Source organism: Paraburkholderia sp., assembly GCF_049581445.1.
Taxonomy (GTDB): domain Bacteria; phylum Pseudomonadota; class Gammaproteobacteria; order Burkholderiales; family Burkholderiaceae; genus Paraburkholderia.
In genome coordinates, this window is the sequence record NZ_JBAURZ010000358.1 from 1 (window position 1) to 14620 (window position 14620).

Genomic DNA, 14620 nt, shown 5'->3' on the forward strand with positions numbered 1-14620 from the left:
GCCGCGCCCGCACCGGCGCCAACTGCGATGCCAGCTGCGGTGCCGCTGGGCACACAGACGATCATGCCCTCGACTCATCCGCACGTCCGGCCCCTGCTCGTCAAAACCCATCCGTTCGATGTCTCCGTCGAGGGCCTGCGCGGCCTGCGCGCGACGCTGCAGTTCGGCCTCATCAACGCGCCCAATCGCATCATTGCCTTCACGAGCCCTGCGCCTGCCGACGGCAAGAGCTTCCTGTGCGCGAATCTCGCTGCGCTGCTCGCGGAGACCGGCAAGCGTGTGCTGCTGATCGACGCCGACTTGCGACGCGGACGTCTGGCCCAGTATCTTGGACGCTCGCCCAAGGGTGGACTCACCGAACTGCTTACCGGTCAGGTCGATCTCGATGTCGCAGCGCGCGCGACAGGCGTCGAAGGTCTGCACTTCATCGCCGCCGGTGCTTATCCGCCGAACCCCTCTGAGATTCTGGCTTCGACGCGCTTTAACGAAGTGCTCACCTGTTTCGAGCAACAGTTCGATATTGTGATCGTGGACACGCCGCCGCTACTCGCGGCAGCGGATGCCGCGATCATCGCGAACTTCGCCGGCTCCACGGTGCTGGTCATGCACGCAGGCGCACACACCGAGCGCAACATCAGTGAGTCCCTTAAGAAGCTGCGCCGGGCTCGGGCGCGGGTGATCGGCGGTGTGATGAACGCCGTGCCGTTAAAGAGCGGCGGACGTTACGGCACGTACGACTATGCGTATGCGTACACCTACTCCGCCGGAGACTCGGCGAAGGACATCAACCGGAACTAGAACATCACACAATGCAGGGCATGGATACGCGAGTTCGAGGCATCTCGAACTCGCGTATCGCGCAGTAAAGCCGCCCCATTGCAGCAGCCGCGAGGCTTGCATGGATTACGTACGCGGCCCCACACAGACTTGGCAAACGGACGCGAATAATGAGCGTTAGCCGCACAGCTTCCGCTGACGGCGTTGCTCTCTTCGCTCGCCGAGATCCAAGCTGATGAATTCACCCGAACTGACCCAAGCCTTTCCATCCGTTGAGACGACCGCGCTCCAGGGATTCCCGGCGGATGCGTCCGATGCCGCTGCCATTACCACAAGCAGAACGCCTACCGTGCTGTTTGTCGACCAGAGCGGGCAGCCTGGAGGCGCCGAGTTGTGCTTGCTGCCTCTCGCTGGATTGTGTGCTGCACGCAGCGAAGTGCTGTTACTGGCGGAGGGGCCTTTTCGTGCCCGTCTCGAAGCACTTGGCGTTCGTGTTCGAGTCTCCAGTAACACCCGCGTCGCAGCGATCAGCAAACAGGCGCTACGGCTTGGCTGGTTGCGGGCTATACCGGGAATCCTCGGCCAGATCCGCGCAATCGCCGCGCAGGCAAGACAGTTCGACGTGTTGTATCTGAACACGCAGAAGGCCTTCGTGCTCGGCGCGCTCGGCAAGCCGCTTCATCGTCGCCCCGTCATCTGGCATGTGCACGATGTCATGACGGGCGAGCATTTCGGCCGCATGCAACTTCGCATCGTGCGGTGGCTTGCGAAATATGCCGCGGATCGCCTGGTGGCGAACTCGCGAGCCAGCGCCGATGCGCTGATTGCGTTGACAGGCCTGCCCGCCCAGGCGGTACCGGTGGTGCACAACGGCGTTGATGCATCCACATTTGCTGCGGTCGATGCGACTGACCTGGTCGCGCTGCGGCGTCGCCTCGGCCTGCCGGAGACGGCATGTCTGGCAGGCCTGTTCGGACGTCTCGCGCCGTGGAAGGGCCAGCACATCGCCATTGAGGCCATGACTCACTTGCCGGATGTTCACCTCGTTCTGGTGGGCGCAGCACTCTTTGGAGAGGATGCCTACGCGCTGCAACTACGGGATCAGGCTAAGCAACTCGGCGTCGCGGACCGCGTGCATTTCGCCGGCCTTCGTGACGACATGCCGGCATGGATGAAGGCAATGAATCTGATCTTGCATACCTCGACCGAAGCGGAGCCGTTCGGGCGAGTGGTGATCGAAGGCATGGCCGCCGGCCGGCCGATCGTAGCGGCCGCGGCGGGTGGCGTCCTCGAAATCGTCCGGCATCGCGAGAACGGCTGGCTCGTGAAACCCGGCGACGTAGCGGGCTATGTAGAAGCCATCGAGACCTTGCGGGCGGAGCCCGAACTTGCGCAACGCCTGACTGATCAGGCAAGCGAGGACGTGCGTGAGCATTTCACGCTCGATCGATATCTGCAGCAATTGACGCAAGTGATCGCCGTTGCAAAAAGTTGAGACTACGGCGGGCAACACACTTAATAGTTCGGAAGGTTCACCGCTTGCAGGCGCGGCACTCGAAATGGAACTGCCCGTTGGTTACATCACGACGTGCCGCCGACAAGCTTTTCGGCCCGCATGAGAGCGTCGTACGTTGCCGCACAGATTATTCGTCTCGCGAGACCTAACATTCAACCGGGCTCAGGTACTCGATCTGTCTGACCCATCCCCATACGTCCGCAATCTTGCTGCCGGCACAGTACCCTCTTCCCCGGCGCGGAGACTGATCATGGCAACCCCGGCAGGCCCATCGATCCCGTTGTGCGTTGATCTTGACGGCACGCTAACCCGAACCGATCTGCTTTTCGAAGCGTTCTTTGTGCTCTTCAAGCAGAACCCCTGCGCGGTCTTTTTGTGCATTGGCAGGCTGCTGCGTGGACGCGCCTACCTGAAAGAACAGATTGCCCGGCGCGTGACTATCGACGTCGGGGTGCCCCCCTTACAACACCGAGCTGCTCAACTATCTGCGCGATGAACATTCGAGCGGACGGCAGCTCTATTTGTGCACGGCGACCAATCACCGGCTTGCCACGCAGATCGCGGCACATTTTGGACTCTTTACCGGTGTGCTCGCCAGCACAGAGGAGCGCAATCTGCTCGGCAGCAGCAAAGCCAAGGCGCTCGTCGATCAATTCGGCGACGGGGGCTTTGACTACTGTGGCGACGCCATGGCCGACGTACCGGTATGGCGCCAGGCACGCCGCGCGACTGTGGTCGGCGACAAGCGCATCGCCGCGGCTACCCGCAAGGTCAACGCGGCAATTGTTCTCTTTGAGCAAAAGCGCCGCCTGATACCGCTGGTGCTCTATCTGTTGAATGACATGCTCGATCTGGATGCCGACCGCCGGCATACCCGCAAGCGTAACCGGCCGTTCGCATCAGGCAGATTGCCGTTGTCGTTCGGCGTAGTCCTTACCGTATTGCTGCTCGCCGGTGCAGTGGGACTCGCGGTATCGCTGCCATGGAAATTCGGCGCCGTGCTGGCGGCCTATTTTGCGGCCACACTCGCCTACTCGTTCGCACTCAGCAAGATGCACGACGATCCGATCGTGTTCCCTTCAAGGATCGCGTGAGTGTCGGTGTCATCGCTCTGTGCGGTATCTGCATGCTGCTCGCGATCTGAGTCTGCGCTGGGCACCACTGAATACCCTTGAGCGCCCTTCGGCACCGAACCGCCGAACTGGCGCGAGCGCCATGCAAAAACGAACAGCCGCCACCGATGCTTCGGCGCGGCTCGGTAACACCAGGCAATGGGAAACGGGCGACCGCTTTCAGCGGCCCGAAGCGTCCAAGACTTAAAGAAAGACGCTCACATCCGCATGGAATCGCGCGGCCAGACCCTTGGCCACATTCTTGCTGATTGCCCGGCGTCCGGCGAGAATGTCGCTAACGACTGTCGGCGAAGCGATACCCGCGAGATCCTTTTGCTTGAGACCATGCGTCTCCAGCAGATGGCGCAGCACCTCACGCGGCTCCGCTTTAGGAATGCTGACGTTCCGCGCTTCCCATACCTGAATCAGGGTGGAAACCACCTCTAACAAATCGGCGAGCGGATTCTCTTCTTCGCCACCGAGATAGTCTGACAGGTCCTTCGCGAGGAGTTGCATTGCCTGGTAATCCTTCTCATCACGGATGGGCTTGAGAAAGACCTTTTGTTGCAATGTTGTCCAGGCTTCAACGATGTCGGGGAAATGCCCCGAGAGACGATCAGCGTTCATGTGCTTCTATTTTCCCTGGTCGAAAGTATTATCAATGGTGTAATGTGATGCGCGCAACGCACAGCAAGCCGCCGAGATCGACTCCTCAGCCGATGCTGCCCGCTACCTCGCATCGCCCCCCACGCTCACTACAAACACGACACAGCATGCACAACCCAGCAACCTGCCTTAATGCATTGAGGCCTTAGCGAGGGACTGCATCGCCGGGCCATGCGAGATCGGCATCGGCTTTGACGCGTTCGATACGCGGCCGCGGCCCCGCCGCCGCGATGGTCCGCGTCACCTCGATCATGAACGAGTGCCTGAATGTCGCTGCAGAGAAACGCTCTGCATTCGCGCGGCACGCTGCGGGTGTAATCGCCGCTTTTTGCCGCTCGAAATTTTCAACTGCGTCGAGCAATGCCGTAACCGTTTGGCGTGCGAAATACACGCCAGTGGGCCGCGCTTCGCCGAGCGGCACGACGGTTTCCAGCGCACCGCCCTTGCCGTATGCAATCACGGGTGTGCCGCACGCCTGAGCTTCGATCGCGACAATGCCGAAGTCTTCTTCCGCAGCGAAAACGAATGCCTTGGCGCGCTGCATGTAATCCTTAAGCGTGGCGAATGCCTGATACCCAAGAATCGTCACATTGGGGCCGGCCTTGCTGCGAATGGCCGCCATTTCCGGACCGTCGCCGATCACCACCAGCGTCCGGTGCGGTGTTGCCGTAAACGCCTCGACAATCAGATCGATGCGCTTATACGGCACCAGACGCGACGCCGTCAGATAGAAGTCGTCCTTCTGCGTAACTACATCGAACTTGTGGACATCGACCGGCGGCGGAATCACCGCAGCTTCGCGCCGATAGGTCTTCATCACGCGACGGGCAACAAAATGCGAATTGGCGATCAGCCGATCCACTCCATTGGCAGACCTCGCATCCCAACCCCGCAAGTAATGCAGTAGCGCTCTCGCGGCCCACGAACGCGGCCCGCGCGTGAGGCGCGCTTCACGCAAATATTGATGCTGCAGGTCCCACGCGTATCGCATCGGCGAGTGCACGTAGCTGACATGCGTTTGATCCGGACCGACCAGCACGCCCTTGGCGACCGCATAGGAACTCGTAATCACGAGGTCATAGCTCGCCAGATCGAACTGTTCAATCGCCAGCGGCATCAGCGGCAAATACGCGCGATAGCGACGACGCGCGAGCGGCAGATGCTGAATAAACGAGGTCGTCACGTCCTTGCCGCACACTGGCGAACGGTCCTCGAGGAAATCGACGAGACTGAACAGATCGGCATCCGGAAAGCACTGGATAATCTGCTCCAGAACTTTCTCAGCCCCGCCTGGTGCGACGAGCCAATCGTGCACAATCGCCACTTTCATGATGTCGACACCTGTAGAGGGCGGCCCACCGCCATGCAGGCAGTGTAAGGGGAGCATCAAATGGCGTGCGTGCGTATGACCACACTCCACGCATGACAGTGCACGAACAATTTAGGCGGCCGCTTAGGGCGCGCTTAACGCGTTAATTTCGTTGTTCGGGGATGGCGCTGCGGCCGGATGAAGAAGCCAGGCGCCGTAGCGCCTGCAGGGGAAATGTCGAAGAAGATGGCGGACAGCACCGCGCTGTCTGGAGGTAAAGCTACGGCATCGCGCGGCACTCGGGCGGCGCGCGATGCCGCTGGCGAATCAACGCCTAAGCGTTCTTGTATTGAACCGTCTCAACGCCCGTATCGGTGCCGAGCAGACACAGATTCGCATGGCGCTGTGCGAACAGGCCAACCGTGACAACACCCGGCCACGCATTGATCTGCGCTTCAAGCGCGCGCGGATCGCTGATCTTCAGGCCTTTGACATCGATGATCTCATTGCCGTTGTCAGTAATGAACGGCGCGCCGTCCTTGGTGACGCGTACCATCGGGATGCCGCCCAGCCCGGTCACGCGCCGACCGATTGCAGTGCGCGCCATCGGCACGACTTCGATGGGCAGCGGAAACTGGCCGAGCACATCGACGCGCTTGGTCCCATCAGCGATGCACACGAACACGTCCGACACCGAGGCCACGATCTTCTCGCGCGTGAGCGCCCCGCCGCCGCCCTTGATCATCGCGCCGCTGTGGTCGATCTCGTCGGCGCCGTCCACATAGACCGGCAACGATTCGATTTCGCTCAAATCCAGCACCTTGAAGCCGTGCGACTGCAGGCGGGCGGTTGTGGCAAGCGAGCTGGACACGGCGCCACGGTAACGCTGTTTCGTCGCGACGAGCGCGTCGATGAAACAGTTCGCGGTCGAACCGGTGCCGACGCCGATCACGGTGCCTTCGGGCACGTTCGCGTTCACGTAGTCGGCGGCAGCCTGGCCGACCAGTTGTTTGAGTTCGTCTTGAGTCATGGCGATTGCAGGGAAGCGGAAAAAATATCAGTTTACCGGACTAGCATGCGCCGCCTGGCGCAAACCGGCAAGTAAGGGGCGTGTCGACTGGCGCAAGCCCCGCCTGACAAGAGGCTTTAGGCCTTGACCGAACGCTGCCGCACTGCTTCAAACAGGCAAACTCCGCTCGCCACCGACACGTTCAGGCTCTCGACGCTGCCTGCCATCGGAATCTGCATCACCACATCGCAGGTATCGCGCGTCAGGCGGCGCATGCCCTCGCCTTCGGCACCCATCACGAGCGCCACCGGACCATCGAGCTTGGTCTCGTAAAGGCTCGCGGAGGCTTCGCCCGCCGTACCCACGACCCACACGCCAGCGTCCTTCAGTTCACGCAGCGCGCGCGCCAGGTTCGTTACCGTAATGTAAGGCACCGTATCCGCGGCCCCGCTTGCGACTTTCGCCGCGGTCGCATTCAAACCCACCGCGCGATCACGCGGCGCAATTACCGCATGTGCGCCGGCCGCGTCAGCTACCCGCAAACACGCGCCCAGGTTGTGCGGGTCCGTCACGCCATCGAGCACGAGGATCAGCGGCGCACTGTTGATCCCGTCAAGCAGTTCCGCCAGATTCTGCGCGAGCGGCAGGTCACCAGCACGCGCTACCACGCCCTGGTGACGCTCCGTATGCGCGAGCCCCCACAGACGCGTTTCGTCGGCCGCGATCAGACGCGCGCCCGCTTCCTTCGCCGCATGCAGAAACTCCGTCATACGACGGTCTTTGCGCGTGGCGTCGTAGTAAATCTCTTCGACCGTCGACGCGTCGTGCCGCAGACGGGCGGTCACTGCGTGGAAACCGTATAGAACCTTGAGACGTGACATGACTGAAACAACCTTTGATTGAGCGCCCCGGGTGCGGGATGCGCTACTGGAATGAATACAAGCGAAATGCAGACCGCGCGCAATCCGGCACCTGAACCTGTGCCGGCTCAGGTGCCAGATTACGCGCGGCGAACCTCTTTCGCGCGACTTCGGCGAGCGCTAGCGCTTCTTGCGTGTCTGCGCCTTGGGCGAAGCAGCGGATTTCGCCGAAGCGCCGCCATGCTTGCGCGCCGCGCCACGTGCCGCGCGGGCTTCCTTGACCGCCAGCGTGGGCGCCGGAGCCGCTTTCTTGCGACGCGCACCCGACGTCCCTTCTGCCGGTGCAAGTGCCCGCACCCGGGCGCCGCCGGTTTCCGTAACCGCCTTGTCGGCAAGCGCGGCGCGGGAGCCCGGAGACTTGATCGGCGTATCGCGCACCAGCCGGAAATCGATCTTGCGCGCATCCAGATCCACCCGGCTCACCTGCACACGCACCCGGTCCGAGAGACGGTAGCGAATGCCCGTGCGTTCGCCGCGCAGTTCGTTCTTGATCTCGTCGTACTGGAAGTAGTCGGAGCCAAGTTCGGTCACATGCACGAGGCCTTCGATAAACAACGCATCGAGCTGCACGAAAATGCCGAACGAGGTCACCCCGCTCACCATGCCGCCATACTCTTCGCCGAGCTTGTCGCGCATGAAGTAGCACTTGAGCCAGGCTTCGACGTCACGCGAGGCTTCGTCCGCGCGGCGCTCGTTCGCCGAGCAGTGCAGGCCGAGCTCTTCCCAGATCGCCGTGTTCGAACGGTTGCGGCTGCGCTTCTCGTCATCGGCCTGCTGCATCGCGCGGGCGCGCGGCGACAGCGCCGTGTTCAGGTCAACCCCATGCGGAGCTTCTGGCGTGTATTTGCGGCCTTGCAGGACTGCGTAGATCGCGCGGTGCGTCAGCAGATCGGGATAGCGGCGAATCGGGCTGGTGAAGTGCGCATACGCCTCATACGCGAGACCGAAGTGGCCGATATTGTCCGGGCTATAGACCGCCTGCTGCATTGAGCGCAGCAGCATGGTCTGCAGCATCTGGGCGTCGGGCCGGTCGCGAATGTGCGCCATGAGCGCCGCGTAGTCGCTTGCGTGCGGCGTGTCGCCGCCGCCCAGCGTGAGGCCCATGCCGCGCAGGAAGGTGCGCAGATTCTCCAGCTTCTCGGCTGTCGGGCCCGCGTGCACGCGGTACAGGCCAGGATGCTTGTTGCGCTTCATGAAGTCGGCCGCGCAGACGTTAGCCGCCAGCATGCACTCTTCGATCAGCTTGTGCGCGTCGTTGCGGGTGCGCGGAATGATCTGCTCGATCTTGCCCTGCGCATTGCAGACGATGTAAGTCTCAGTGGTATCGAAGTCGATTGCCCCGCGCTTTTGCCGCGCGGCAAACAGTGACTTGTACACGCCATAGAGATTTTGCAGTTGTGGCAGCAATGCAGCGCGCCGCGCCGCTTCCGGACCCTTGGTGTTCTTCAGAACCGCGGCGACTTCAGTATAGGTAAGGCGTGCAGATGAATGCATCACGCCCGGATAGAACTGATAGGCCTTGATCTCACCACGTGCGGTGATCACCATGTCGCACACCAGCACGCAGCGATCGACGTGCGGGTTGAGCGAGCACAGACCGTTGGACAGCTTCTCCGGCAACATCGGGATCACGCGGCGCGGGAAGTACACCGACGTGCTGCGCTCGATCGCATCCACATCGAGGCCACTGTTCGGATGGACGTAGTGCGACACATCCGCAATCGCGACGATCAGGCGGAAGCCCTCGCCTTTGCCCACCGCCACCGGCTCACAGTAGACCGCATCGTCGAAGTCGCGCGCGTCTTCGCCGTCAATGGTGACGAGCGGCACGTCGCGCAGGTCGATGCGATGACGGATGTCATTGGGACGCACTTCGTCCGGCAGACGCGCGGCGTCATCGAGCGCGGCCTGGCTGAACTCATGCGGCACGCCGTACTTGCGTACCGCGATTTCGATCTCCATGCCGGGATCGTCGATATCACCCAGCACCTCGACCACGCGGCCGAGCGGCTGCGAGTGACGGCTCGGAAAATCCGTCAACTCGACCACCACTACCTGACCCACCTTGGCCTTCTTGGTGTTCTGCGTGATCAGAAGGTCGTGGCCAATGCGCTTGTCTTCCGGTGCGACGATCAGCGCGCCGTTCTCGTTGAGCAGGCGCCCGATCACGCGCTTGTTGGCGCGGTCGGTGACTTCGACGATATGCCCTTCGGGGCGGCCGCGCCGGTCGTAACCCACGATGCGCGCGAGCACGCGGTCGTTATGCATGACCTTTTGCATTTCGCCGGTGGGCAGGAACAGGTCGTCCTGACCGTCGTCGCGCACGAGAAAACCGTAGCCGTCGCGATGGCCCTGCACACGTCCACCCACAAAATTGGAGGGGTGCGTGAGCTGGTAGAGATTGCGCTGATCAAGCCGGATCTGACCGTCACGCTCCATGGCCGCGAGACGCTTGAAAAATCCTTCGCGCTCCTGGCGCTTGATCGACAATGCTTCGGCGATGTCGTTCGCTGCAAGCGGCGCTTCACTCGTGCGGAGCACGCCGAGAATCTCTTCGCGGCTTGGGATCGGATACGGGTATTTGCTCAAGGGCTTATCGATGATTTTTTCTCGTTGCATGGACGTCGGTCGGCGTTGTGAAGCGGCTCTGTTGCACCTGCGATTGACTGCTCGGGTCTGGCTCGTTCAAGGCTGAGTCCGACGGGCTTGTGCACCGTGCCAACGAACTACTGCGAGGCATTCTAACACCCGTATTGCGTGCCACAGCGCGTGTCAATAGTTGCAAAGGGGCGCAATCGGCGCGGCTTTCGCGGCTTTCCCGAAATGCTTGACAGACTCGAATCTGTCGCTATAATAGCGGTCTCTGTTGTACAGACACCTGCCCAGGTGGCGAAATTGGTAGACGCACTAGGTTCAGGTCCTAGCGGTGGCAACACTGTGGAGGTTCGAGTCCTCTCTTGGGCACCAGATTCAAAAGTAAAGCCGCTTCCGAGCGGCTTTACTTTTTGGGTGAAGGCCTGCGGTTCATTTGGCGATTATCGGATGATTTGCGGGTGCTGGCAGGAAGGCCAATCAGTATCGAACGGAGTTCAACAGAGTTCGATATTTGAGGGCCGAACGGTTGAATGAAGCGATTGCTCAAGACCCATTGACACGCTGCATCATCCCGTTAAAATAAGGGTCTAGCTTGAAAACGTGCCCAGGTGGCGGAATTGGTAGACGCACTAGGTTCAGGTCCTAGCGGTGGCAACACCGTGGAGGTTCGAGTCCTCTCCTGGGCACCATCAGTTGTTCCGGCGTACGCCGAAGAAATTCGAGAAACCCCGTAAGATCAACGTCTTACGGGGTTTTTTGTTTCTGCGGACTGCTGTCATGTACCGGTGGCATCGACGATTTTTGCGTATACACGGAATCGAGGTGCCAACCCATGCCCAAACACGCCGAACCGAAGCCCGAAGTGATGTTTCGTGTCGCCAAACCGCGCGAGCGCGGCCTTCGCCTTGGCGTGGTTGCCGCAGCGCCGTGGGACGAGGTGAACCTCAAGACAGCTGAATGGCATGTCGCAGCCGGCCGGATGAAAATACGACACGATCACATCGTGCCACTGCCAACGCAGGCGATCGCCGTCCTGAACGAGTTGCAATCACTTACCGGCAAGGGGCGCTACGTCTTTCCTTCCCCTGCCCGCCAAAAGACGCCCCATTTACATCGCGATGCATTGAGCAAAGCATTACGGGAAATGGGATTGCAAGGAAAACACGCGGCCCACGGTTTCAGGGGCATGCTTCGTACGGTCGGACGAGAACGACTCGGTATGGATATTGATGTACTGGAAGCGCAACCGGCGCACGCCAAGCGTGGCGATGTGCAAAAGGCCTACGATAGAACACCGTTTGACGACGTTCCAGAGCATACCGGTCATTCACTCCATCGAGCCGCCCGGCGAGTCTATCCAGTTCTTTAAGGCGTCGATGCAAACTTGCGCCGCAATTGGCCGGCAGACAGCCACAACGCAGAGACAAGGAAATAGATCGCCCCGACACCCGCGTAGCCGGCCACCTTGACGATCGGGGCAGGCACCGCTGCATGGGCCTGCGCGATGAAAAGCACACCCGCCAGCGCTGACTGGCCTCCGCTCAGAATCATTGCCCATTGCGCACCAAAGCGCTTCCTGCGGCGGACGGCCGTGGCGAGTTGCAGCAGGCCGGACATAACAGCCCAGACTCCGAATACATCGAGCACCGCCCTTGCGTGGACGTGCAACACGACAATCACAGCAATCGCTATTGCCGCGCTCGCGAAGACATTGAAACCCTGAGTGAAATTCTTCTGCATCCCACCGCTACGCGACATGTCGACGTAATTAGCCAGCGCATCCCATACCGGATAGACGATCAGCAGTGCGGCGCCGATCGCCGTGACGTGCTGTCCGATGATGAACGCAAGCGCGACCCAGACGACAGAGAACGCGGCACGGGTGAAGTAATAGTATCTGAGCCACCGCTCATCCTGAAGACGAGCCGTATCCGAAAGATGCGTAGCCATCGAAAATCCTTTAAATTTTTGCCTGGCGTGACGCCTGATGCGACGCGCCAAGCTCTTGCTTCGATGAGTTGTCGGCAGAACTGCACGAGCGTCATCGCGAGAAAAAGTCTGCAGCGGTGGAGATAATGGCATTCGGCTTGCATTGCCAACATCGGTCAAATGACCGATGCGTTCTGACAGATTGGCGCTGCTGGTCATCGGGGACGAGCGCACCAGCAGATAGCTGGTCCTGGCGCGGCTCCAATCTCGAGGAAGATACTGATGTGGCGGATTATTACGAGGATCCGCTCTGCATTTAAGCGCCCGAAGCACTCGCAAGAGAATTGCGGACCATAAACGCGGAAATCGACCGCCCCAAATTACAGACAGCCTGGCTGGTGGTTAGGCCGGTCATGACGATCAAATATCGCGGTAAGCCTCCTCGCCGCTGCTTGAGTCGCGGCCACCGTAGCGAGTCCGGGTGACGTCCGCATCCGAGGAGACGATCGACTGAGTTCGACCCTCAACCGCCCTTCGACCCCCGTGAGCCGAATGACAAATTGGTCCTCGGCAATGCTCATTCCAGAACAGTCTCAGTCTGTCTTTCGGATCTGATGCGGTCTCCACGAGCCGTCGAGAATAGGCCGTAAGTCGACGCGCCATCCTAAAAACTCGACGTCCCTGCCAATATTGGACCAAGGTCTCATTGTCCGGCCTGTGGTCCAAGGATCATAGTGTATCGGGAGGGTTCACGTGTCCGCAGCCTGGTCAGCGCCAGCGGAACTCGGCCTATGAACGGCGTATTCGGTTTATCGAGGGAGCCGAGTTCGGTGGCATCCGGCCTCGACTCGCGTGATCAGGCAGTACTGGCCCTCCGACGCCGCAGGGGTTGACAGAAGCGACGCTGCGGACCTTGCGCCGGTGGGGTCGTGCATCACGGCAAGAGCAGGACGCTTTGGAGGTTCCAGCGGCGCTGGCCCGCATCCCCGACTCGCAATGGCTTGGAAGTTCGGTGGACTCGACGGCGAACAACTAGCCATTTCGGAGGCAAGCCATGCGCAAACTCATAATGGGCATCGTCGAATTCCGCGAGAAAATGCTGCCGCAATACGCGAAGCAGTTCAGCAAACTGGCGCTCTCGCAAGCGCCTGATGCGCTCTTCATCACGTGCTCGGACAGCCGGGTTGTACCTGACCTGCTCGCCTCTACCCATCCAGGCGATCTGTTCACGATGCGCAACGTTGGCAACCTGGTACCGCCGGCGACCGCGGAAGGGGCGTCTATAGGCGACCTGTCGGAGGCAAGCGCAATCGAGTACGCTGTGCTGGTGCTGAAAGTCGCGAATATCGTCGTGTGCGGGCATTCTGAATGCGGCGCGATGAAAGCCGTGTACGAGCGCGACCCGAAGGTAAAAACGCCGAACCTCGATAAATGGCTGTGTCACGCCAACAACGCGGCGTTTCGCCTCGAACAGGAAGGCCCGCTCGACGACAGGCTGAAACCACACAACCAGCTGTCGCAACTCAATGTACTCGTGCAGCTTGAGCATCTAATGACTTACCCGATCGTCCGCCAGCAGGTCACTGCCGGCGCGCTGGTATTGAGCGGCTGGTGGTTCGACATCGCGACTGGCGAAATGTATGGCTATTTGCGTGCGAGTCGCTCATTCGAAGTCATAGACCGCGCGATGGCTGATCGGATCATTGCGCGCCTAGCCGCACGAGCGCGGTGAAACGGGCGTGAGGCTTCCATCGCGACTAACATATGCTAGCGGCGCCTGTTGGTCGTCTTGAGATCTGTAGCCGGAGGTGCACCTGAGCAGGCTTGAGCAAGGGGGTAGGTCCGTTCGCAAGGACCGGAATCAGCCCCCAAGAGCAATGATGATCGCAAGCAGCACGACGCCAATTGCGGACATTGCAAGACCGGTCACCCACGGCCTTCCGCCAGTGTGGCGGCCGAGTGCAAAACCGCCGACGAACAGCGTGACAATTGCCAGTACGTTGGAGACGCGCAATGCCAGTACTATTTTCGAAATGAAGATGAATGGAATTACGACCGGGAAAGTCGCCAGGACGACGAGAGCGAAGACGCCGAATGCAGCGGCATAGTCTCTCCCGCCAAGTCGGACCGTCGGCTCGCGTACAGTCAGCAGCCCCTGGTGCAATGCGTCAAGCGCCGCGGGCTGGACGATGGCTGCGAAAAGTGGCGGGAGCGCATCTGTAATCAAACGGTGCGTTTCAGACGCATCATGTGTCGTCCGAAGCCGCGCAAGCAGTGTATTTTTCCTGCGTCGCTCGGTTGCCGTGCGTATAAGGTACATGACGGAATCCACGAGCCCCCAGGCGAGGTTGCAGCCGAGCGCGGTGAGCACCATCGTCCGGACTTCCTGGTGGCCAGCAGTCGCAATGCTGAGAGCGCCCGTGAACGAGAGTGCCATCAGCACACCAAAGACGACCTCGCACACTCTGTCAATCGGGTCAAGCAAGGGTTCACGGTAGTTTGACATTATAAGTGGCGCTCCTTGGTGTTCTTGCCTGATTACATCAAGCCGGCGGCTCGCAGTTTCGTCGCAATCGGACGAATCATTGAATATGGTTTCGTGCTGGCGCCTACATTGGGAAGGGAATTCCGCGAAATCTCGCGATTCGCCGTATGTGTCGAAGCACGGGATTGTCAACAACAAATGCAAAATGGCCTGACGGCATCATCGTACTTCGAAGTCGATCCAGACATACCGCCAACACGCTGCGAAGCCTTAAAGAGACGAACGCGCAGAACGCCACCCAT

13 protein-coding genes and 2 tRNA genes are annotated in these 14620 nt (G+C 60.5%); 8 read left to right on the forward strand and 7 right to left on the reverse strand.

Annotated features, from left to right (window positions below; genetic code table 11):
• From WCA85_RS30445 to WCA85_RS30460, 4 genes are all read left to right on the forward strand, one after another.
• Positions 1-798 (forward strand): CpsD/CapB family tyrosine-protein kinase (locus tag WCA85_RS30445; protein WP_424068619.1); only part of this gene is annotated, 798 nt, incomplete at its 5' end.
• A gap of 214 nt (positions 799-1012) precedes the next feature.
• Positions 1013-2272 (forward strand): glycosyltransferase family 4 protein, encoded by a 1260-nt coding sequence (locus tag WCA85_RS30450; RefSeq protein WP_424068621.1) that lies wholly within the window; start codon positions 1013-1015, stop codon positions 2270-2272.
• Between the two features lie 271 nt (positions 2273-2543).
• Positions 2544-2789, forward strand: coding sequence for a hypothetical protein (locus WCA85_RS30455; protein ID WP_424068623.1), 246 nt, complete (start codon positions 2544-2546; stop codon positions 2787-2789).
• 25 nt (positions 2790-2814) lie between these two features.
• A complete protein-coding gene (locus WCA85_RS30460; RefSeq protein ID WP_424068625.1) occupies positions 2815-3387 on the forward strand; it encodes a UbiA family prenyltransferase in 573 nt (190 codons plus the stop codon).
• 222 nt (positions 3388-3609) lie between these two features.
• On the opposite strand, the gene WCA85_RS30465 is transcribed toward WCA85_RS30460, so the two are convergent.
• The 5 genes from WCA85_RS30465 to rnr all read right to left on the reverse strand — a co-directional run bounded on the left by WCA85_RS30465 (position 3610) and on the right by rnr (position 9928).
• Positions 3610-4032 carry a helix-turn-helix domain-containing protein gene (locus WCA85_RS30465; protein WP_424068627.1) on the reverse strand — a complete coding sequence of 141 codons (423 nt, stop codon included), beginning with the start codon at positions 4030-4032 and terminating at the stop codon, positions 3610-3612.
• 184 nt (positions 4033-4216) lie between these two features.
• Entirely contained in the window at positions 4217-5401 is a 1185-nt protein-coding gene (locus tag WCA85_RS30470) for a glycosyltransferase family 4 protein (RefSeq protein ID WP_424068629.1), read from the reverse strand.
• A gap of 313 nt (positions 5402-5714) precedes the next feature.
• Positions 5715-6410, reverse strand: coding sequence for a ribose-5-phosphate isomerase RpiA (gene rpiA, locus WCA85_RS30475; protein WP_424068631.1), 696 nt, complete (start codon positions 6408-6410; stop codon positions 5715-5717).
• Positions 6411-6526: 116 nt separating this feature from the next.
• A complete protein-coding gene (rlmB, locus tag WCA85_RS30480) occupies positions 6527-7270 on the reverse strand; it encodes a 23S rRNA (guanosine(2251)-2'-O)-methyltransferase RlmB (protein WP_424068633.1) in 744 nt (247 codons plus the stop codon).
• 159 nt (positions 7271-7429) lie between these two features.
• The gene (rnr, locus tag WCA85_RS30485; RefSeq protein WP_424068635.1) at positions 7430-9928 is read right to left on the reverse strand and encodes a ribonuclease R; all 2499 of its coding nucleotides are present in this window, start codon (positions 9926-9928) and stop codon (positions 7430-7432) included.
• Positions 9929-10189: 261 nt separating this feature from the next.
• Between rnr and WCA85_RS30490 the strand changes: the two genes are divergently transcribed.
• The 3 genes from WCA85_RS30490 to WCA85_RS30500 all read left to right on the forward strand — a co-directional run bounded on the left by WCA85_RS30490 (position 10190) and on the right by WCA85_RS30500 (position 11273).
• Positions 10190-10276: transfer RNA gene (locus tag WCA85_RS30490), tRNA-Leu, on the forward strand.
• 230 nt (positions 10277-10506) lie between these two features.
• Positions 10507-10593: transfer RNA gene (locus WCA85_RS30495), tRNA-Leu, on the forward strand.
• 143 nt (positions 10594-10736) lie between these two features.
• On the forward strand, positions 10737-11273 hold the full coding sequence (locus WCA85_RS30500; RefSeq protein ID WP_424068637.1) for a site-specific integrase: 537 nt from the start codon (positions 10737-10739) through the stop codon (positions 11271-11273).
• Here WCA85_RS30500 and WCA85_RS30505 read toward each other — a convergent pair.
• Entirely contained in the window at positions 11270-11854 is a 585-nt protein-coding gene (locus WCA85_RS30505; RefSeq protein WP_424068639.1) for a DUF308 domain-containing protein, read from the reverse strand. The two genes, WCA85_RS30500 and WCA85_RS30505, sit on opposite strands and share 4 nt — an antisense overlap.
• 1033 nt (positions 11855-12887) lie before the next feature.
• Between WCA85_RS30505 and WCA85_RS30510 the strand changes: the two genes are divergently transcribed.
• Positions 12888-13565 (forward strand): carbonic anhydrase, encoded by a 678-nt coding sequence (locus WCA85_RS30510; protein WP_424068641.1) that lies wholly within the window; start codon positions 12888-12890, stop codon positions 13563-13565.
• Positions 13566-13694: 129 nt separating this feature from the next.
• Here WCA85_RS30510 and WCA85_RS30515 read toward each other — a convergent pair whose 3' ends face one another.
• Positions 13695-14207, reverse strand: a complete 513-nt coding sequence (locus WCA85_RS30515; protein WP_424068643.1) for a VIT1/CCC1 transporter family protein — start codon at positions 14205-14207, stop codon at positions 13695-13697.
• Positions 14208-14620 lie beyond the last annotated feature (413 nt).